The organism is Solirubrobacter pauli, assembly GCF_003633755.1.
Classification (GTDB): Bacteria; Actinomycetota; Thermoleophilia; order Solirubrobacterales; family Solirubrobacteraceae; genus Solirubrobacter; species Solirubrobacter pauli.
In genome coordinates this window covers 1,765,974-1,785,632 of the sequence record NZ_RBIL01000001.1, presented here as the reverse complement: position 1 = coordinate 1,785,632, position 19,659 = coordinate 1,765,974, and the positions used below count along the sequence as shown (strand labels likewise).

The window sequence follows — 19,659 nt, the reverse complement described above, 5'->3', positions numbered from 1 at the left end:
GGTTCGACCGCGGGGCGGGCCAGGTGGCTCGCCCCGTCGTCGTTCGGGCTAGGTGAGCCAGGCCTGCAGCTGGCGATGCACGGCCGGTGCCCGCAGCAGCGCGAGGTGATGCGTGCCGCCCAGGTCGAGCACGTCGCCTTCGCCGCGGGCGCTGCCCGACAGCACGAGCGTGTCGCCGAGCAGCCGGCCGACGACGTGCGTGTCGGTGGCGGTGACGGTCGCGGCGACGAACCCGTGGCGGGCGCCGGGCAGCAGCGGGTCGCGCACGCCGCGGCGCAGGTCGCGGATGCCCGCGCTGCGCCGACCGAGGAAGCGGGCGAACGGACGCGTCTCCGGCGCGCGCTCGAGCGCGGCGGCCAGCCCGTGCACGAGCTGCGCGAGCGGCGCGCCGTCGTGGGGGGTGCCGAGCGAGACGGTGTGGGTCACGCGCTCCGTCCACGCGCCGCCCCGGGCGCACGCGCTGCGCGCGACGAGCCCGCCCATCGAGTGCCCGACGAGCGCGATCCGCTCGATCTTCCAGTCCAGGCCTTCGATCAGCGCGCCGAGCTCCGCCGCGTTCTCCGCGATCGAGCGGCCGGTGTTGTAGCGGACGTAGACCGGGGTCCAGCCGGGCAGCCGGTCGCCGTAGGGCGCAGGCCCCCAGGCGAGCTCGGTCTCACCCAACCCGTGCACGAAGACGGCGACGTCGCGCCCGCGCGGCTCGCCGATCCGCTCCGCGCGCATCGGGATCGCGAGCGGGCTGCCGACGGCGTGCAGCTCATCGCCGATCAGCCCGTTGAGGGCGCCGAGTACGGCCGGCGGCGCGTCCAGCGGCAGCGCGCGGGCGCCCGCCCACAGGCCGCCGCAGACCGCGGCGTACGTGCCGCGCGCGACCGCGTCGTGCATGACCCGCACCGGCAGCGCCGGCGGGCCGAGCGCGCGGAACACCCGGCCCGAGATCGCGAAGTGGACGTCGCCGATCCCTCGCGAGAGGCCCGCGAGCTCCGTCGCCGCCAGCCGGCCCAGCGCGGTCACGAGCCGAGCGTCACCACCGCGGAGCCGGTGGCCACGAGCCGGCCGTCCGGCTCGCTGACGCGCACGTCGGCGAACACGAGGCTGCGTCCGCGCTTGCTCACCACGCCGATCGCCGTGAGGTCCTTCCCGCGCGCTGCGGCCACGTAGGACACGTCGAGGGTCACGGTAGCGCCTTCCATCGACTGCGGCTCGTGGTCGTCGGCCCACGCGGCGGACACCGCCGTCATGTCGATGAGCGAGGCGATCGCGCCACCGTGGACGACGTCACCGGCGGTGGCCAGCTCCGGGCGGAACGGCATCCGCAGCTCCGCCCGCTCGTCTTCCAGAGCCACGAGCGAGACCCCGAGCAGCCCCACGAACGGCGAATTCGGCAGGAACTGCTTCAGGAGCTCGGAGCGCCTCATGCGAAGCTCGACTGCTCCCAGATGTTGATGCCGGCGTCGACCGCGTGCTTGTCGATCTCGGCGAGCTCCTCGTCGCTGAACTCGAGGTTCTCGAGCGCCGCCACGTTGGTCTCGAGCTGCTTGACCGAGGACGCGCCGATCAGGGCGGACGTCACCCGTGGGTCGCGCAGCACCCACGCGATCGCCATCTGCGCGAGCGCCTGCCCGCGCCGCTGCGCGATCTCGTTCAGCGCCCGCACCGCGGCCATGTTCTCCTCGGAGATGAAGTCCTGCTTGAGGAAGTGGTCCTGCGCCGCGCGCGAGTCCTTCGGGATGCCGCCGAGGTAGCGGTCGGTGAGCATGCCCTGGGCGAGCGGCGAGAAGGCGATGACGCCCATGCCGGCCTCGTCGCACGCTTCCAGCACCTCGGGCTCGATCCACCGGTTGAGCAGCGAGTACGACGGCTGGTGGATCAGCAGGGGCGTGCCGAGCCGGTTCGCGATCGCGACCGCCTCCGCCGTGCGCTCGGCCGAGTAGGACGAGATGCCGGCGTACAGGGCACGGCCGGAGCGGACCGCGGTGTCCAGCGCGCCGATCGTCTCCTCCAGCGGCGTCTCCGGGTCGTACCGGTGCGAGTAGAAGATGTCGACGTAGTCGAGCCCCATCCGCTCGAGCGACTGGTCGAGCGACGCCAGCAGGTACTTGCGCGAGCCCCACTCGCCGTACGGGCCGGGCCACATGTCGTAGCCGGCCTTGGTGGAGATGATCAGCTCGTCGCGGTAAGGGCGCAGGTCCTCGCGCAGGATCCGGCCGAAGTTGATCTCGGCGGAACCAGCCGGCGGGCCGTAGTTGTTCGCGAGGTCGATGTGGGTGATGCCGAGGTCGAACGCGCGGCGGATGATGTCGCGCTGGTTCTGCAGCGGCGTGTCGTCGCCGAAGCGGTTCCACAGGCCGAGGCTGATCGGCGGGAGCTGGATGCCGCTGCGACCACAGCGGCGGTAGGGCATCGAGTCGTATCGATCTTCAGCGGCGGCGAAGGGCATGCACAGATTCATACCGTGCTCCGCCGCGCCACCCCATCGCGGTCATGTAGAGGGCGGCCATGCCCTGCCACGGCGCGTAGCGGTCGAGCACCGCCTTGAACTCCGCCTCGGTGACGCTGCCGGTGCGCGCGCCGATCATGCGCGCGTACGCGTTGCGGATGCCGACGTCGCCCTCGAGCGGGATGTCGTAGCGCCCGAACCCGAACCAGTCCATCTGGCCGAGCGTCCACGGGCCGATGCCCTGCACCGCTTCGATCCGGGGACGGTCCATCCCGCGCTCGACGACCACGCGGGCGACGCGGGCGAGCGTCCGCGCCTGCTGGACACCCAGGCCGGCCTCCTGCAGCGCGGCCTGGTTGGTGAACGCCTCGGGCGGCGGCGCGGCGTAGACGCCGCTCGGGTGCCGCGTGCCGTGCCGGCGCGTGAACTCGAAGGCGATCATCCCTGCCTTCTGGGTGTCGATGAGCTGGTACATCACCGCCCAGGCCAGCGCTTCGAACGGATCGGGCGTGCGCGTCACCCGGAGCCGCGGCTTGGCCTTCAGCGCCCGGCCGAGCAACGGGTCGGACCGATGGGCGCGGTGGAACGGCTCCAGGTCGTCGTCGAGCGCGAGCACGAACCGCAGCCGCTCGACCGCCCGCTCGTCTCCGCGCAGGTGCACGTGCTCGCCGACCCACGCCGCTTCGCCCAGCAGCAGCTCGCCGTCGATGACCATCGCGCGGCGGACGACGTTGCCGTCGCGCTTGAGCAGCCCGGCCCCGCGGGGCGGCTGGCTCGGCCACGGCGGCTTCACGATCACCTCCATAGGATGCGCCCATGGAAGCAGTCACGGAGCAGCTCTCCCAGGGCGCGTTCTCGCTCGAGCTCAGCGACGACCAACGCGACGTGCGCGACTGGGTGCACGGGTTCGCGGCGAACGTCGTCCGGCCGGCGGCGGCCGAGTGGGACGAGCGCGAGGAGACGCCGTGGCCGCTCATCCAGGAGGCCGCGAAGATCGGGCTCTACTCGTTCGAGGCGCTCGCGCAGTTCTACGCCGACGAGACGGGGCTGTTGCTGCCGATCGTGAACGAGGAGCTCTTCTGGGGCGACGCGGGCATCGGCATGTCGATCATGGGTACGACGCTCGCGGTCGCCGGGATCTTCTCCGCGGGCACCGGCGAGCAGCTGGGGGAGTGGGTCCCGCAGTGCTACGGCACGCCGGACGACCCGCAGGTCGGCGCGTTCTGCGTGAGCGAGCCGGACGCGGGCAGCGACGTGTCCTCGTTGCGCACCCGCGCGAAGTACGACGAGGCCTCCGACGAGTGGGTGCTCAACGGCCAGAAGGCGTGGGTGACCAACGGCGGCATCGCCAACGTGCACGTCGTGATCGCGTCGGTCGAGCCGGAGCTGAAGGCGCGCGGCCAGGCCGGCTTCATCATCCCGCCGAACACGCCCGGCCTGACGATGGGGACCAAGGTCTCCAAGCACGGGCTGCGCGCCTCGCACACCGCCGACGTCTTCCTCGACGACGTCCGCATCCCCGGTCGCAACGTCCTGGGCGGCAAGGAGAAGCTCGACGAGCGCCTCGCCCGCGCACGCGAGGGCACGCGCGCGAAGAAGCAGGCCGCGATGCAGACGTTCGAGAACACGCGGCCCGCGGTCGGCGCGCAGGCGATCGGCATCGCCCGCGCCGCCTACGAGTACGCGCTCGGGTACGCGAAGGAGCGCACGCAGTTCGGCAAACCGATCATCGAGAACCAGGCCATCGCGTTCGCGCTGGCGGACATGGCGCTGGAGATCGACGCCGCCCGGCTGCTCGTATGGCGCGCGTCATGGATGGGCCGCACGGGCCGCAAGTTCGAGCACGCCGAGGGCTCGATGAGCAAGCTCAAGGCCGGCGAGGTCGCCGTGTGGGCGACCGAGCGCGCGATCCAGATCCTGGGCGGCAACGGCTACACGCGCGAGTACCCGGTGGAGCGCATGCACCGCGACGCGAAGATCTACACCATCTTCGAGGGCACCAGCGAGATCCAACGGCTCGTCATCAGCCGGGCGATCTCGGGCATGATGATCCGCTAGATGGATCGCGACCTTGACCCCGTGGAGATCCGCGTCCTCGGCTGCCTGATCGAGAAGCAGCGCACGACGCCGGACCAGTATCCGCTCAGCCTGAACGCGCTGCGCAGCGCGTGCAACCAGACGACGAACCGCAATCCGATCGTCTCCTACGACGAGGAGATGCTCCGCCACGCGCTGCAGAAGCTCGGCCGGCGTCGCTACACGCGCCTCACCTCGGGCCACACGAGCCGGGCGGCCAAGTACCGCCACCTGCTCGACGAGGCGCTGCCGCTCGACGCCGCCGAGCAGGCCGTGCTCGCGGTGCTGTTCCTGCGCGGCGAGCAGACCCCCGGGGAGCTCAAGCAGCGCACCGAGCGCATGCAGGCCTTCGACGGCATCGCCGGTTTGCACGACTGCCTCACGGGGCTGATCGACAAGGGCTTCGTCTCCGAGCTGGCCCGTCGCCCGGGCCAGAAGGAGGAGCGCTTCCGCCACAACCTGTCGGACGACCTGGACCCCGCCGACGTGCCGGAGGGCGCCGAGCTGGCAGCCTCGTCGGGTCCGGCCGCGGTCGTCCCGCCGCCCCCGCGCCGCGACGAGCGGATGGACAAGCTCGAGGCCGAGGTGCTGGCGCTGCGCACGGAGCTCTCCGCAATGCGCGAGGAGCTCACCACCCTTCGGGCCGAACTTGGTGCGTAACTAGACCGTCGGTCAGGCGACGAGTGATCCGCGGAGGCGTAGGGTCACGCACTTATGGCGCAGTGGATCCCGATAGCGATCATCACACTGCTGGTGCTCACGCTCGTCGTCGTGCTCGCGCGGCGAGCCTGATCGTCCTCTTCGCCGTCGCCGGCTGCGGCTCAGAACCGGAGCGGCCGGCGGCTCCGGCACCGCGGTTGACGTTCCCGCCCCAAGCGCAGGAGCCCGGGCGTGCGCCGGCGCGTGAGCGGCCCGCCGGTCGCGTCGTGCGGGTGGGGGCGGGCGCGGAGGGGATCGCGGTCGACCCGGCGGGCACGGTCGCGGCGATCGCGACCGACGACGGCCTCACGCTCGTCGACGCCGGTACCGGCGCGGTCCGCGAGACCGTCCGCCTGCCCGCGGCGGCGCGTCACGTCTCGTTCTCCCCCCGGCACGGGTTCCTCGTGCCGCTCGAGGAGGCGAACCAGCTGGCGGAGGTCTCGCCGGACGGAGGCGTGCGGCTCATCGACACCGGCACGCACCCACACGACGCGGCCGGCGATGCCGACGGCCGCGTCTTCGTCGGCGACGAGTTCGCCGCCTCGCTGTCGGTGGTCGAGGCGGGAGCCACGGTCCGCACGGTGCGCGTGGCCGAGCAACCCGGCGGCGTGGCGGTGACGGGTGACGTCGTCGCGGTCGTGTCCGTGCGCGCGAACGTCGTCGAGGCCTACGACCGGCGCACGCTCGAGCGGTTGAGCACGCAGAACGTCGGCTACGGGCCGTCGCACGTCGTCGCGGGCGAGGACGGGCGGCTGTACGTCGCCGACACCCGCGGCGGCGGGATCAGCGTCTTCTCCACGCGCCCGCGGCTGCGCTTCGAGCAGCGCATCGCCACGCCGGGCAAGCCGTACGGCGTCGCCCTCGACGGCGCGCGCCTGTGGGTCACGCTCTCCGACCGCAACCAGCTGCTGCGGATCGAGGGCGGGCGCGTGGTCAAGCGCTACCCGACGGTGACCACGCCCTACAGCGTCGCCGTCAACCCGGCCGGCGACGTGCTGGTCACCGGCCGCGATCGCGGAGAGCTGCAGATCGTCAGCCCGTGAGGATGGTGCCGGGCTCGATCGTGGCCGGGCCCTCGACCTTGACGGAGCCGCGCGCGACGACGTCCGCGCCGAAGGTGACGTCACCGTCGACCTCGAAGCGGTCGGCCTCGGCCAGGGACACGGGGCCGTCGGGGAAGCGCGCGTCGAAGTCGCGCATCAGCTTGTAGTGGTCGGGGTCGAGCGTGACGATCGGGACGCGGTCGCGGACGAGCTCCACGCGCGCGTCGTCGGTGAGCCGGTAGGCGTCCGAGCGCAGCGCGAGCAGGTCGTCGGTGGTCTTGACGGGGGCGAAGCGCGTGCGCGGGACGACCAGCGCGCGGGCGCCCTCGAAGACCTCGATCGCTGCGCCCATCGCGGTCTCGATCTGGAACACCTCGGGGGAGGACTTGTCGCCCGGGTCGACGGTCTTCTTGTTGCGGATCATCGGCAGGCCGAGCACGCCGTCGCGTTCGCGCATCGCCTGGTCGAGCGCGCGCAGGCTCACCCACAGGTTGTTCGTGTTGGCGAAGCGGTGCGTGCTCAGGTCCTGCAGCGCCTTGAGGTCCTCGTCGGGCGTCTGGGCGGTCTCGCGCAGCACGAGCCGGTCGTCGGCCTTGCGGCGGGCGAGATGGCCGCCCTTGCGGTCGGCCTCCGTGCGCTCGGTGACCTCCATCAGGAACGGCACGTCGTTCGCGCGCAGCCAGGCGAGGATGCGCGGCTCGACGACCGCGCCGAGGTTGTCCGAGTTGGCCACGAACGCGTACTCGAAGCCGCGCTCGAGCAGGTCCTCCAGCATGCCGGAGGTGACGAGCGCCGTGTAGAGGTCGCCGTGGCCGGGCGGGCACCACTCGAGCGCCGGGTTGTCGGGCCACTCGGCGGGCGTGAGGTCCTCGACGAGGAGCTTGGGCTCCTTGTTCTGGATGAAGTCGAGCGGCAGGCCGATGTCCAGGTCGTCGTACTCGGCGAGCGCACGGAGCGAGTCCTCGCGCGTGGAGAACGAGTCCATCAGCACCAGCGGCAGCTCGCAGCCGTGCTGCTCGCGCAGCGCCAGGACCTGGCGGGCGATGATGTCCAGGAAGCTCAGCCCGTCCTTGGCCTCCAGCAGCGACTTGGCGCCGGTCAGGCCCATGCTCGTCCCGAGCCCGCCGTTGAGGCGCAGCACGATCGCCTTGCGCAGCGCCTCGCGCTCGGCGTCCGGGTCAGGCGGCAGGTCGTCGAGGTGCGGGAGCTCGGTCACCGGCTCGATCGAGTCCTCGGGCATCAGCCCGGTCTCGCCCGCCTCAAGCTGGCGGTAGTAGTGCTCGAAGGCGTTGATGGCGGCGTCCGCCACGCCCTCCTCGCGCATCTTCTGGACCGCTGCGCGCAGGCCTTCGTCGCTCACGCGCCTGACTCTAGCCGTCGTCTGAAGCTCCCTGCGCCTTCCACGTCAGCGCCCTGCTCGCGAACGCGGGCGGCGAGCGTGGCGTCGCTCGTGACCACGCGGTCGCCGGGCTCGACCAGGCGGGCGATCTCGTCGTCGGCGGCGTCGCGGCCGCGACGCGGCGCGCGGATCGCGGTCACGCGCCCGACGGTGCCGATCAAGTCGTCCGGGCCGGCGTCGAGGACCACGGTGACGTCCCCGTCCGCCCAGGCGCGGACGTCCTCGACGAGCCGTCGCATCGCTCCTTCGCGGTCGCGCCACCAGCCGTCGGGGCGTGAGCCGATCACGTTCATGGCGTCGATGTAGGTGCGCATCGCGTCCTTTCCCTTACCCCGCTAAAGGGTGATCGACGAACGGCCGATGCGGAGAGCAACCCAATGCGCGTCGATACCTCCCTCCTCCAAGGCATCACGGCTGCGAACAACGCGGCGGTCAAGGCCAAGTCCTCCTCGTTGACCTCGACGGGGACCACCACGTCCTTCTCCAGCGCCCTCAAGACGGCGTCCACCGAGAAGGAGACGACCAAGCCCGTCGAGGGCGAGAGCTACGCCGAGATCCTCACGGGTCCGCGCGCCGGCATGTACGTCAACACGTCCGGCAACGCCCGTGACGGCGAGGCGTTCATCCTCGTCAAGGGCAAGGACGGCAGCGAGCAGCACATCTACGGCACGGGCAAGGACCGCAAGGTCGTCTCGAGCGGTAGCGAGTCGTCCGCGACGGCCGACAAGACGTCCGACAAGCCGGCCACCTCGAAGGCGCCGGCCAACGAGACGGTCAAGCAGGTCGAGGGGCGCGCGTACGCCGACATCCTCACCGGCTCCCGCAACGGCCTCTACCTCAACACGAGCACCAACGCCCGCAGCGGCCAGGTCTTCAGCCTCGTGATGAAGGAAGGCCGGGAGTACCACATCTACGGCACCGGCAAGGACCGTCAGGTCATCGGCCTGCGCCCCAAGCCTGAGACGACGGAAGAGACGCCGTCGACGACCGACAAGACCGCGACGACCGACCCGTCGAAGCCGAGCGGCACGGTCGGCAGCGGGCCGATCACCGACTCGGCGACGACGTAAAGCGTCCGACGTCGAGGGCCGGCGGGATCTCCGCCGGCCTGCCCAGCATCAGGTCCGCGACGAGCCGCGCCGACGCCGGCCCGAGCGTGATGCCCCATGCCCCGTGGCCGCCGGCCACGTAGACCTCGTCGTCGATGCGACCCAGCATCGGCCGCCCGTCGGCCGAGCCCGGCCGCGCGCACGCCCGCAGACCGCGCATTGGGTGCCGGTCCAGGCCGGGCAGGAAGCGCGCGGCATGGGCGACGATGCTCGGCGCCTTCGCCTCCGGGTCCGGCTTCGCCGGCTCGAACGTCGACCCGATCGCGCTGATCCCGCGCGCGGTCACGGCGCTGAACAGCGTCTCCGGCACCGCGTCGCTCGTGAGCGCGTCGATCCCGGCCTCCTCGAGCACGTGCGTCGGCGCGTCCGGGAGCTCGAACTCGACCACGACGCCCCAGATCGGGGTGATCGGCAGCGGCAGCAGGTCCCTGGCCCACGGGCCGGCCGCGATCACGCGTGGGCCGTCGGTGGGCCCGTCCTCGCCGATCCGGAACGTCGCGCCCGCGCGCCTGGCCCGCTCGGCCCACGCGTGCGCCGCGGCGGCGGGCGGCACCGGCCGTCCGGTGTCGATGCGGCGCGCGAACAGGCCCGGGGCGAGCGCCGGCTCGAGCCGGTGCGGGTCCTCGATCAACTCCGTGCCCGGATGCTCGAACGGCTGCTCGCCGACGAGCAGCAGCCCGACCGGATCGGCCGGGAAGTCGAACCCCTCGAGCGTGCGGTAGTGCTCGAGCGACTCCTCGTACAGGCCGGTGAGCGCCGGGTCGAGCGGGTCCTGGACGACGCCCGAGTTGCGCCCCGACGCGCCCGCGGCGATCGCCTCGCGCTCGTGGACGACGACGCGCGCCCCGCCCTCGGCGAGGAACGCGGCGAGGGCGCAGCCGACGATGCCGCCGCCGACGACGGCGAAGTCGGCGCTCATGGACGCACCGCCAGCTGCTGCTCCGCCGCGGCCAGGTCCTCGGGTGTGTTCACGCTCGCCGCGAGCTCGGGCGGTGCGCCGAGCACGGCGGGCGCCAGGCGCGCGAGCGTCCGGCGCAGCGAGGCCTCCTCGGCCAGGGCGGCGCGCAAGGTCGGCAGCTGGCTCGGCTCGTAGCGGCCCGGGAACGGCTCGTCGGCCACCGCGAGCGCGGGGCCGTCGTGGTCGGCGAGCGCGCGCAGCCACTCGGCCGTCACCCAGGGCTGGTCGCACGCGACCGCGACGATCGGGCCGTGGTGCTCGAGCGCGGTCACCAGGCCGAGCAGCGGGTGCGTGGGGTCCGCCGGCTCCACCAGGACGGGGAGGCCCGGCAGCGCGCTGTCGGGCTTGGCGACCACCACCACGTCCAGGCCCGCCGCGCGCGCCGCCGCCACCGGGCGTGCGATCAGCGGGCGGCCGCCGAGCGGCGTCAGCGCCTTCGCTCCTCCCAGGCGGCTCCCGCGTCCGCCCGCCAAAACGGCAACGATCACGCGCCCAGTATGGCCGTGGTCCGAAAAGTGTCCAGGTCCCACTACAGGTCCTCACTGCTCTGCCGATGACCGGGACGTGAACCCTCGGATTCGCACATTCGTCCTCATGCTCCTCCTGGCCCTCGCGCTGCCGGCCACGGCGTCCGCGAACCCGTGGGCCTCGATCGCGTCCGCGCCCCCCATGTGCATCACCGACCCGGGGCCGTGGGCGGCCACGGCCACTGACACGACCGCGGTGTCCAGCGCCTGGACCAACAACCCGGTCGTGGCGCTCTCGGGCACGGGCGTGCAGGGCTACGAATGGCGCGTCGACTGCGACCCGGTCCAGACGACCGGCAGCGCGAACCTTCCCGAGGGCACGCACCAGTTCTCCCACCGCGCCCAGGAGACCGGCACCGGCGACTGGACCCCGTGGGTCACCGACGACGTCAGCATCGACACGGTCCTGCCCGTCAACAGCACCTCGGTGCCGTCGACCTGGCAGCAGGGCACGGTCAACGTGAACCTCAACGTCGCCGACGCGACCTCGCCGGTGCACGGCGAGTGGCGCCTGGACCCGTCCGACCCGTACACGGTCTCCAACACCGCGGCCATCAGCGGCACGGGAACGCACACCCTCTACACGTCCGCCGTCGACGCCGCCGGCAACCGCCACGACCGCTCGCACACGGTGCGCGTGGACAACGTCGCGCCGACGAACGACACGGTCGTCGATCCCGGCTGGTACACGACCAAGGCGACGATCCCGCTGCTGGGCTCGGACGCGCACTCCGGCGTGGAGCGCATCGTCTACCAGCTCGACGGCGGCACCCCGGTCCCCGTCTTCGTCAACGGCACGAACCTCGACGTCACCGGCAACGGCATCCACTCGCTGCGCGTGAACGTCTATGACGCGGCCGGCAACCAGACGGGCTACACCGACTACGTCGTCAAGGTCGACGCGGCCGGCCCGGTCGACAACACGACCGTCCCGTCCGGCTGGACCACCGACAACTCCTCCGTCGACGTCCACATCACCGGCACCGACAGCGTCGGCAGCGGCGTCACCCAGATCGACTGGGACCTCGACGGCGGTCCCGTGAACACGGTCATGGGCACCGGCCCGGTCGACATCACCGTCGGCGGCCAGGGCGTGCACACCCTGCGCACCCGCTTCATCGACGGCGACGGCCACAGCTCCGGCTGGAAGGTCCACACGATCCGGATCGACACGAACCTGCCGGTGGACACCACCACGGTCACGTCGACCTGGCTCTCGCGCACGTCGCTCGACGTCAACCTGACCGGCACCGACGCGTCCCCCGGCTCGGGCGTGGCGCGCGTCGAGTACCGCCTCGACGGCGTCGCGGGCACCGTCGCCGGCGGCTCCGGCACGATCACCGTCACCGGCGCGGGCGAGCACGACCTCGACACGCGCGTGGTCGACGTCGCCGGCAACACGTCGCCCTGGTTCTCCCGCGTCGTCCGCCTCGATCCCGACTCGCCGGTCAACACCACCCCGGCCGCGGACACCGCCTGGCGCCAGACCGCCTACGGCGTCAAGCTCAACGGCACCGACGCGAACTCCGGCGTCGCCTCGCTCGAGTGGCGCGTGAACGGCGGCGCGACCAACAGCGGCAGCCTCGCCGCCACCAACGCCTACGTCAGCGGCGACGGCGTCCATACGCTGTCCACGCGCGCCAAGGACGTCGCCGGCAACACGTCCGCCTGGCGCGACGAGACGATCCGCATCGACTCGGTCAAGCCGGTCGACACCACGACGGTCCCGGCGACGGTCGGCAACGGCCGCAAGATCACCCTGACCGCGACCGACGCGCTGTCCGGCCCGTCCGGCTCGGTCGAGTGGCAGCTCGACAACGGCGCCGTGAAGACCTCGCTCCAGGCGACGCTCACCGGGTTCGGCCCCCACGTGCTCAAGACGCGCGTGCAGGACAACGCGGGCAACTGGAGCGACTGGAAGTCCTCGAACGTGACCGTCAGCTCCAGCCTCCCGCAGGAGGACAGCGACGCGCCGATCGACAACACCACGGTCCCGACCAACTGGCGGACCGGCCCGGTGACGATCACGGTCACGGCCGACGACAACGGCGGCGCCGGCGTGGACTACGTCGAGTACCGCGTCGGCAGCTCGCCGATCACGTCCGGCCCGAACGGCGTGACGTTCACGGTCAGCGACGACGGATCGCACTCGATCATGACCCGCGCCACCGACACCGCCGGCAACGTCGGCGCCTGGCGCACGCAGACGCTCAAGATCGACAAGACGCAGCCCGAGGACACCTCCGGCCTCGTCGCCGGCTGGGTGAAGTCGCGTGCCGTCGCGCTCACCGCGACCGACGCGACCTCCGGCGTGGCGACCATCGAGTACCGCGTCAACGGCGGGACGGTCACGACCGTCAACACCGCCACCGCGAACTTCACGCTCCCGGCCGACGGCACCTTCGTCGTCGAGCGGCGCGTCACCGACGTGGCCGGCCAGTCCACCGGCTGGAAGTCCACCGAGCTGAAGGTCGACACGATCGTGCCGACGCTCACGAGCGCCGCCGCGCCGACCGCCTGGCAGACGACGCCGCTGGCGCTCGACATCACCGGCACCGACGTGGGCGCGGGCATCGACCGCGGCGAGTGGAAGCTCGGCGCCACGGGCGAGGTCAAGTCCGGCCCGGCGCTCGTCACCGTCGAGGGCGGCCAGACGCTGCTCACGCGCGTGGTCGACAAGGCCGGCAACGAGTCCCCGTGGCGGTCGGAGGCGATCCGGGTCGACCTGACCAAGCCGGTCAACACCACCCCGGCGGTCCCCGCCGGCTGGCGCAAGTCCAACTTCACGACGACCGTGTCCGGCAGCGACACGACGTCCGGCCTGCTCCGCGTCGAGTGGAAGCTCGACACGGCGCCCAGCGCGACGACGACGCCCTCCGTCTCGATCACGCAGGAAGGCTCCTACAAGCTCTACAGCCGCGTGCTCGACGTCGCCGGCAATGCGTCCGACTGGCGCGAGGACACGGTCGCGATCGACAAGACCGCGCCGACGCTCGCCGCCGACTGCGGCCCCGCGACGTGGCGCAACACGCCCGCGACGTGCAACGTCACGGCGTCCGGCGGGATCTCCGGCCTCGCGGTGCTCACCGGCGCGCGTGGCGGCGAGGGCCCGGCCAACGTCGCCGGTGGCGTCTACACCGTCGAAGCCGAAGGCGCCTCCTCGATCGTCTTCCGCGCCGTCGACGGCGCGGGCAACGAGGTCACGGCGCAGGGCGCGGTCAAGGTCGACCGCACGCCGCCCGCCGCCACGGTGTCCTGCACGCCGGACCCGAAGTCGACCGACTACCTCTGCACCGCCGGCGGCTCTGACCCGCTGTCCGGCCTGACCGGCGTCAAGTGGGCGCTCAACGGCGGCTCGGCCACGCCGATCGCCGCGGGCGGGACCTTCAGCGTCGCCAAGGGCAAGGTCGTCGTCACGGCCACCGACGCCGCCGGCAACGTCGGCACGTCGCCGGCCGTGACCCTCACCCAGCGCAAGGCCGCCGATGCGCACGGCGGCGAGGACGAGGACGAGGGGATCACCCCGCGCTCCAGCAGCAACGCCGTGCTCCTGAAGGGCAAGGCGTCCGCGTCCGCGCGGCTCGTCGGCCAGCTCGCGCTGTCGGCGACCCCGTCCGCCACCACCGTCGACCTCCGCCCCCTCGCGCTCGGCAAGGGCACCTTCCAGCTCGTCATCAAGGTCACGGTCAACAAGAAGAGCAAGACCGTCACCAAGACCCAGAAGACGGTCAAGGGCTACTCGAAGCGCGTCACCGTCAAGGCCGCCGCGGGCGCCGACGTCCGCGTGCAGCTGACGGTCAAGAAGAAGTCCGGCAAGCGCTGGACGACCTTCGCCACGGGCAGCGCGAAGCTCTAGCCGCGCCGCGCCGCGCCGCGCCGCGCCGCCCTGCGCGGCCCGCCCCGCGCCGCGGGCGCACGGGTCGGGTTGACGTTCCCCGGTCGCTTGCAACAATTGCCTCGAGCGATCGTCCGAAGGAGCGCTTCATGTCCGAAGGTGCCCGAGTCCTCGTCGTCGCCAACAAGACCGCCGCGACGCCCGCGCTGCTGGAGGCGGTGCGCGAGCGGGCGGCTCGCGGGCCGGCGGTGTTCACGCTGCTCGTCCCGAACGCCGCGCACGGCCTGCACAAGCTCGTCGACCCGGAGGATCAGGGCCGCAGCGAGGCGGAGGCGGTGATCGAGCTGGCGGTGCCGCTGCTCGAGGAGGCCGCCGGCGGACCGGTCGACAGCATGATCGGCGTGCCCGAGCCGCTCGCCGCCATCCAGGACGCGGTCAACGTGCACGGGTTCGACGAGCTGATCATCTCGACGCTCCCGCAGCGCGTCTCCAAGTGGCTGCATCTCGACCTGCCCGCGAAGGCGTCCGGCCTCGGCCTGCCGGTCACGACCGTCGTCGCCTCGAGCCGCGCGGAGCGCGCCATGGCCTGAGATGAGAAGCGGCCACTAGCCTGAGTGCCAGTGAACCGCCTCTGGATCTGGATGCAGGTGATCATCGTGATCTGCGTGATCATCAGCTTCGTGATCGCCGCCATCAAGCTGTGATCGAACCGACATAGCGCCCGCCCCGGCGTGCGTATGATCGCGCCATGTTCCGCTCGATCGTCGTGGGCACCGACGGCTCCGACACCGCGCAGAAGGCCGTGGACGAGGCGGTCGACCTCGCCAAGGCACTCAACGCCAAGCTCTGGCTCGTCTCCGCCTACGAGCCCGTCCCCAAGGCCCGCCTCCGCGAAGAGGCCCGCCAGACCCCCGCCGATCTGCAGTGGATGGTCAACCCCCGCGAGGAGGTCGACGCGACCCTCTCCGACGCGGCCGACATCGTCCGCGCCGCCGGCGTGGACGTCGAGACCTTCGCCCGCGAAGGCGACCCCGCCGACGCGATCCTCGACGTCGCCGAAGAACGCGACGCCGACCTCATCGTCGTCGGCAACAAGGGCATGACCGGCGCGCGCCGGTTCCTGCTCGGCTCGGTGCCGAACAAGGTGTCGCACCACGCGCCGTGCTCGGTCTTGATCATCCGCACGGTCTGAGCGGCGACGGCAACGGCACTGTGTGAACGCCCAGGCGTTCACCGCGGTTCGAGCCTGAGGGACCGTCGGTGCAGGGGGGTGCGGTCGGAAAGGTTCGCTATGCGCATGTTTCCGACCCCACCCACGCTTTCGGGCCTCGCCATGGGCCCGGGGAACGCGAACGCGTTCCACAGTCCGGGGAACCCGGCTCACCCGCACACACCACGCCCGCCGCGACGGGTCAAGCAATTCCTGACGACCACACCGGTCTCCGCCCACGCCGGGGCATGAATTGCTTGACGCGGCGCCCGCGGGTGTGGTCAGCCGTTGCCGTTGCCGTTGCCGTTGCCGTTGCCGTTGCCGTTGCCGTTGGCGCGGGTCAGGTCACCGGGATCGCCGGGTCCGTCGCGCGGGCCGCGTTGATGCGGCCCCACCCGTAGTGCGGGTCCTTGCCGGCCGGGCCGAGGTCCGTCGCCGTGAGCTCCAGGCGACGCTCGATCGCGTTCGGCGTCGGCTTCGGGCCGAGCACGCCCGACGCGATGATCAGCGCCGCGGTGGCCGAGGCGTGCGGGGCGGCCATCGAGGTGCCGATGTAGCCGTCGGGCAGGCCGAAGCGGCGCGGGGAGCTCGTGAAGGTCATCTGGAAGATGTCCAGGCCCGCCGCTTCCAGCGGGCGGCAGAGCGGGTCGCCCTCCAGGGCGGCGTCGACGCCGCCGCCCGGGGCGACGATGTCGAGGTCGGCGCCCTCGTTGGAGTAGTCGGCCTGGCAGCCGTGCTGGGTGGTGGCGCCGACGGACAGGACGTCGCTCGAGCGGGCCGGGTAGGCGACCGCGGCCGCGGCGGCGTTCCCGGACGCGCCGACGACCAGCGCGCCCTTGCGCCGCGCGTGGCGGATGGCGTTGAGGATGTTCGGGATCTGCGAGCGGGTGATGTCCGACGGGAACTCGAACGAGAGGTTGATGACCTGGGCGCCGCGGTCCGCCGCGAAGCGGATGCCCGCGGCGATCCGGCCCGAGTCTCCCTCGCCCTCGGCGTCCAGGACCTTGACCGGCATCACCTTCACGCCGTAGGCCAGGCCCGTCAGGCCGATCGCGTTCCCCGTGCCCTCGACGATCGTGCTGGCGACGTGCGTGCCGTGGCCGTTGTCGTCGTTGGGGTACGGGTCGTTGTTCGCGAAGTCCCAGCCGCGGACGAAGCGCGACTTCGACAGGTCCGGCGACCGGCGGAAGCCACCGCGGTTCGCGTAGGCCACGCCCGTGTCCAGGACCGCGACGATGACGCCCTTGCCGCCCGGCCGGCCGACGCGCGCGAGGTTCGCCCACGCCTCGGGTGCGTTCACGCCCGAGTCGGCCAGGAAGTTCCACTGCAGGCTCTGCCAGCCGCCCGGGGCGGCGGCGTTGCCCGGGTCGGGCGGAACCCAGCCGGACACGTGCGCGATGTAGTTCGGCGTGACGCTCCGGACGCCGTCGCGCTTGGCGATCGCCCGCGACGCCTTCGCCACGTCCCGCACCTTCACGACCCGCGAGCCGCGCGTGTCCGACACCACGACCTCGTTCGCCCGAGCCCGCGCCGGGGCCGCCGCCCGCGCCTTCATCGCCGCGGCGGCCGCGCGCGCATCACCGCCCGTGCCCCCCGCCGACGCACCACTCACCGGCCCGGCGGCGAGCAGGGTGGAGGCGAGCAAGGTGGCAGAGAGCAGGCGCAAGATGCAGTGGGGGCGAGCGGGTGGTCGGCTGTGGCCCGTCCCGCCTCGTACAACATGATCGGCATCTGGAAGTTGCTGAACAACACCAAGGTGCCACGAAACTGTGCCAATTGTGTGCCGAGATGAGCACGAGGGCCCGATGCGGCTCGCGATCGCGGAGGCCGAGAAGGCCCTCGCGCACGACGACGTCCCCGTCGGGGCGGTCATCCTCGGCCCCGACGGGACCGTCATCGGCGCCGGCCACAACGAGCGCGAGCTCCTGCAGGACCCCAGCGCCCACGCCGAGATGCTCGCCATCCGCCAGGCCGCCGAGCAGATCGGCTACTGGCGCCTGCTCGACACGACGCTCTACGTGACCCTCGAGCCCTGCGCGATGTGCGCGGGCGCGATCGTCCTGGCCCGGATCCCGCACGTCGTCTACGGCACCACCGACCCGAAGGCGGGCATGGCCGGCAGCGTCCTCGACCTCCTCGACCAGCCCAAGCTCAACCACCGCCCGCAGGTCACCAAGGACATCCTGCAGCCCGAATGCGCGCAGCTTCTGAAGGACTTCTTCGCCGCTCGCCGCCGTCGCCCGCTACCCTCAGACGCCGCACACCCGGAGGGGTGCGAGAGTGGTTGAATCGGGCGGTCTCGAAAACCGTTGAGCGGGTAACCCCTGTTCCGAGGGTTCGAATCCCTCCCCCTCCGCTGCAAAGGGCGCCTCAGGGCGCCCTTTTCGTTTGGCGGACCGCCACGTCCGGGCGTAGGCTCGCTGGAGCCCCCGATCCGAAGGCGAGGCCGGCATGCCCGAAGAGCAGCCACCCAAGAAGCCGGGTCTACGCGCCAAGCGACGCGAGCGGAAGCGACTCGAGCAGGAGCGCACGGGCGACACGCCCGAGAAGCGTGAGGAGCCGTCCCACGGCGTCTACGACGCGCGGGATGCGACCATCCGCGCCGGGCTCGGCGGGATGATGGGCGGAGGTGGCGGCTAGCGGGACGGGCGCTCGTACAGAGCGCGCTGGTCGACGATCGCGCGCGCCACGTCGACCAGCCGCAGGTTGCGGTCCCGCGCCGTCGACCGGATCCGCGCGAAGGCCTCCGGCTCGCTGAGTCCCAGGGCGTTGATGAGGATGCCCTTGGCCTGCTCGACCACCTTGCGGTCGGCGAGCGCCTGACGCGTGGAGTCGACCTCCTCGCGCAACGCCTCCAGCTCGGCGGAGCGCGCCGCGGCCAGGCGCAGCGCCGCGTCGAGCTGGCGGTCGTCGACCGGCTTGGTCAGGTGGGCGAGCACACCCGCCGCGATCGAGCGGTCCAGCACCTCGGGGGCGTCCAACCCGGTCAGCACGACCACGGGGCGCCGCGGGCCATCAACGGACAGGTCGCGCGCGAGCTCGATCCCGTCGCCGTCGGCGAGGTCGACGTCGAACAGGTAGAGGTCCGCGCCTTCGTCCCGTGCCAGCGCCGCCGCGTCCACGACCGACGCCACCGGCCCGACCACCTCGTGCCCGAGCGCCCCGAGCCGGCGGGCCAGGCCGAGCGCGATGATCGGGTCGTCCTCAGCGACGAGGACGCGCATCCGCCGAGAAGTCGATCCGCACCGTGCCGTCCACGTCGCGCCCAAGTGTGCCGTGCAGGCCGTTCGTCACGACCTGCCGGACGAGCGTGAGCCCGAGACCCGGCGCGGCGAGCGCCTCCTCCGACGGCCCGCCGCCCGTGTCGCGCACGGTCAACACGCCGTCCGCCAGCCGCACCGTCACGGGCGGAGCCCCGTGCTGGATCGCGTTGGTCACGAGCTCGTTGACCACGACCCCCAGGTGCTGCGCCTGCGCGAACGGCAGCTCGACCGGCTCCGCGTCCACGACGACGTCGTCGTAGCCGGCGACGATCGCGTCCAGCAGCTCGTCCGCCCGCACGCGCCCGCCGTGGCGGCTCGCGAGCACCTGGTGCACGGCGGCGATCGCGTGGATCCGCTCGGCCGCACGGTCGAACGCCTCGCCGCTCTCCGGGTCCGACGGCCGCCCGAGCAGCAGCAGCTCGGCCACGACCTGGAGCGAGTTCTTCACCCGGTGGTGCGACTCGGCGAGCATCGCGCCCTCGAGCTCCGCGCGGCGGACGGCCTCCGTCACGGCCAGCGCGTTGCGGCGGACGGCCCGCGCGAGCATCAGGCTCAGCACCGTCGAGCCGGCGAGCACGACCAGGTGCAGGAGCGCCTCCGGCACGGGCAGCGGGTCGTGCGCCAGGCCCACGCACGCGCCGAAGGCCAGCGCCGCGACCGTCATCCACGCGGCCAGCTCGCGCCGGTCGTCGTCGTGGGAGATCGCCAGGAACGGGACGACGAGCAGGAGCAGCAGGTCCAGCCGCGACTGGCCGCCCGCGATCAGCACGAGCCCGCAGACCGAGATCAGCACGCCGCCGGCCCACAGGTCGATCAGCAGCTTCCCGCGCGGGGTGGGCAGCAGGGTCGCCCACGGCAGCCGCGCCATCACGAGGTGGGCGATCGCCGCCAGGCCGGTCAGGACCGCCACGAGCTCGGCGTCGGAGATCGGCACACCCACCACCAGCGCGGTGATGACGGCCGCCACGGAGGTCCAGCCGAGCGCGGTTCCGGCGCGCAGTGCCTCGTGGAGTGGAATCCGGTCGGCCACGGCTCTACAGTACGTCGCGGCCGCTCACGATCGGTGGCCAAGGGTCCTGACAGCCCGTTCACGAGATTGC

At 72.4% G+C, this 19,659-nt stretch carries 20 protein-coding genes and 1 tRNA gene; 10 read left to right on the top strand and 11 right to left on the bottom strand.

Features of this window, described 5'->3' with window-relative positions; all coding sequences use genetic code 11:
• Positions 1-48 precede the first annotated feature (48 nt).
• Genes C8N24_RS08375 through C8N24_RS08360 form a run of 4 tightly spaced genes read right to left on the bottom strand, consistent with a single transcriptional unit; the run spans position 49 to position 3,245 of the window.
• Positions 49-1,014: an esterase/lipase family protein gene (locus C8N24_RS08375; RefSeq protein WP_121249618.1), complete on the bottom strand. Its 966-nt coding sequence runs from the start codon at positions 1,012-1,014 to the stop codon at positions 49-51.
• Positions 1,011-1,418 carry a PaaI family thioesterase gene (locus C8N24_RS08370; RefSeq protein ID WP_121249617.1) on the bottom strand — a complete coding sequence of 136 codons (408 nt, stop codon included), beginning with the start codon at positions 1,416-1,418 and terminating at the stop codon, positions 1,011-1,013. The genes C8N24_RS08375 and C8N24_RS08370 overlap by 4 nt, the downstream gene beginning before the upstream one ends.
• Positions 1,415-2,440 (bottom strand): L-glyceraldehyde 3-phosphate reductase, encoded by a 1,026-nt coding sequence (gene mgrA, locus C8N24_RS08365; protein ID WP_121249616.1) that lies wholly within the window; start codon positions 2,438-2,440, stop codon positions 1,415-1,417. Before mgrA ends, C8N24_RS08370 begins: the two co-directional genes overlap by 4 nt.
• Positions 2,421-3,245 carry a DNA-3-methyladenine glycosylase family protein gene (locus C8N24_RS08360; protein WP_121249615.1) on the bottom strand — a complete coding sequence of 275 codons (825 nt, stop codon included), beginning with the start codon at positions 3,243-3,245 and terminating at the stop codon, positions 2,421-2,423. The genes mgrA and C8N24_RS08360 overlap by 20 nt, the downstream gene beginning before the upstream one ends.
• A gap of 11 nt (positions 3,246-3,256) precedes the next feature.
• Here C8N24_RS08360 and C8N24_RS08355 point away from each other — a divergent pair, with 11 nt between their 5' ends.
• The 3 genes from C8N24_RS08355 to C8N24_RS08345 all read left to right on the top strand — a co-directional run bounded on the left by C8N24_RS08355 (position 3,257) and on the right by C8N24_RS08345 (position 6,258).
• A complete protein-coding gene (locus C8N24_RS08355; protein ID WP_121249614.1) occupies positions 3,257-4,498 on the top strand; it encodes an acyl-CoA dehydrogenase family protein in 1,242 nt (413 codons plus the stop codon).
• On the top strand, positions 4,499-5,176 hold the full coding sequence (locus C8N24_RS08350; protein WP_121249613.1) for a YceH family protein: 678 nt from the start codon (positions 4,499-4,501) through the stop codon (positions 5,174-5,176). It begins immediately after the preceding gene.
• A gap of 197 nt (positions 5,177-5,373) precedes the next feature.
• Positions 5,374-6,258 carry an NHL repeat-containing protein gene (locus C8N24_RS08345; protein ID WP_147447697.1) on the top strand — a complete coding sequence of 295 codons (885 nt, stop codon included), beginning with the start codon at positions 5,374-5,376 and terminating at the stop codon, positions 6,256-6,258.
• Here C8N24_RS08345 and C8N24_RS08340 read toward each other — a convergent pair.
• Together C8N24_RS08340 and C8N24_RS08335 are read right to left on the bottom strand one after the other, a co-directional pair.
• Complete coding sequence (locus C8N24_RS08340; protein ID WP_121249611.1) at positions 6,248-7,618, bottom strand: UTP--glucose-1-phosphate uridylyltransferase; 1,371 nt, start codon at positions 7,616-7,618, stop codon at positions 6,248-6,250. The two genes, C8N24_RS08345 and C8N24_RS08340, sit on opposite strands and share 11 nt — an antisense overlap.
• Positions 7,615-7,971 (bottom strand): DUF188 domain-containing protein, encoded by a 357-nt coding sequence (locus C8N24_RS08335; RefSeq protein ID WP_121249610.1) that lies wholly within the window; start codon positions 7,969-7,971, stop codon positions 7,615-7,617. The genes C8N24_RS08340 and C8N24_RS08335 overlap by 4 nt, the downstream gene beginning before the upstream one ends.
• Before the next feature lie 63 nt (positions 7,972-8,034).
• Between C8N24_RS08335 and C8N24_RS08330 the strand changes: the two genes are divergently transcribed.
• Positions 8,035-8,727: a hypothetical protein gene (locus C8N24_RS08330; RefSeq protein ID WP_121249609.1), complete on the top strand. Its 693-nt coding sequence runs from the start codon at positions 8,035-8,037 to the stop codon at positions 8,725-8,727.
• On the opposite strand, the gene C8N24_RS08325 is transcribed toward C8N24_RS08330, so the two are convergent.
• Together C8N24_RS08325 and mobA are read right to left on the bottom strand one after the other, a co-directional pair.
• Entirely contained in the window at positions 8,705-9,685 is a 981-nt protein-coding gene (locus C8N24_RS08325; RefSeq protein ID WP_121249608.1) for an NAD(P)/FAD-dependent oxidoreductase, read from the bottom strand. The genes C8N24_RS08330 and C8N24_RS08325 overlap by 23 nt on opposite strands.
• Positions 9,682-10,212, bottom strand: coding sequence for a molybdenum cofactor guanylyltransferase (gene mobA, locus C8N24_RS08320; RefSeq protein WP_170178939.1), 531 nt, complete (start codon positions 10,210-10,212; stop codon positions 9,682-9,684). Before mobA ends, C8N24_RS08325 begins: the two co-directional genes overlap by 4 nt.
• 106 nt (positions 10,213-10,318) lie before the next feature.
• On the opposite strand from mobA, the gene C8N24_RS08315 reads away from it, so the two are divergent.
• From C8N24_RS08315 to C8N24_RS08305, 3 genes are all read left to right on the top strand, one after another.
• Positions 10,319-14,107: an OmpL47-type beta-barrel domain-containing protein gene (locus tag C8N24_RS08315; protein ID WP_121249606.1), complete on the top strand. Its 3,789-nt coding sequence runs from the start codon at positions 10,319-10,321 to the stop codon at positions 14,105-14,107.
• A 128-nt stretch (positions 14,108-14,235) separates the two neighbouring features.
• Positions 14,236-14,676, top strand: a complete 441-nt coding sequence (locus tag C8N24_RS08310) for a hypothetical protein (RefSeq protein WP_121249605.1) — start codon at positions 14,236-14,238, stop codon at positions 14,674-14,676.
• 158 nt (positions 14,677-14,834) lie between these two features.
• Entirely contained in the window at positions 14,835-15,278 is a 444-nt protein-coding gene (locus C8N24_RS08305) for a universal stress protein (RefSeq protein WP_121249604.1), read from the top strand.
• 358 nt (positions 15,279-15,636) lie between these two features.
• On the opposite strand, the gene C8N24_RS08300 is transcribed toward C8N24_RS08305, so the two are convergent.
• Positions 15,637-16,941, bottom strand: a complete 1,305-nt coding sequence (locus C8N24_RS08300; RefSeq protein WP_170178938.1) for a S8 family serine peptidase — start codon at positions 16,939-16,941, stop codon at positions 15,637-15,639.
• Positions 16,942-17,071: 130 nt separating this feature from the next.
• Here C8N24_RS08300 and tadA point away from each other — a divergent pair, with 130 nt between their 5' ends.
• The 3 genes from tadA to C8N24_RS08285 all read left to right on the top strand — a co-directional run bounded on the left by tadA (position 17,072) and on the right by C8N24_RS08285 (position 17,936).
• On the top strand, positions 17,072-17,584 hold the full coding sequence (gene tadA / locus C8N24_RS08295; protein WP_425474455.1) for a tRNA adenosine(34) deaminase TadA: 513 nt from the start codon (positions 17,072-17,074) through the stop codon (positions 17,582-17,584).
• Positions 17,563-17,652 (top strand) — tRNA-Ser (locus C8N24_RS08290). The genes tadA and C8N24_RS08290 overlap by 22 nt, the downstream gene beginning before the upstream one ends.
• Positions 17,653-17,747: 95 nt before the next feature.
• On the top strand, positions 17,748-17,936 hold the full coding sequence (locus C8N24_RS08285) for a hypothetical protein (RefSeq protein ID WP_121249601.1): 189 nt from the start codon (positions 17,748-17,750) through the stop codon (positions 17,934-17,936).
• Here the strand turns inward: C8N24_RS08285 and C8N24_RS08280 are convergent.
• Positions 17,933-18,520 (bottom strand): ANTAR domain-containing response regulator, encoded by a 588-nt coding sequence (locus C8N24_RS08280; protein ID WP_121249600.1) that lies wholly within the window; start codon positions 18,518-18,520, stop codon positions 17,933-17,935. The genes C8N24_RS08285 and C8N24_RS08280 overlap by 4 nt on opposite strands.
• Complete coding sequence (locus tag C8N24_RS08275; RefSeq protein ID WP_170178937.1) at positions 18,501-19,589, bottom strand: sensor histidine kinase; 1,089 nt, start codon at positions 19,587-19,589, stop codon at positions 18,501-18,503. The genes C8N24_RS08280 and C8N24_RS08275 overlap by 20 nt, the downstream gene beginning before the upstream one ends.
• Between the last annotated feature and the right edge of the window lie 70 nt (positions 19,590-19,659).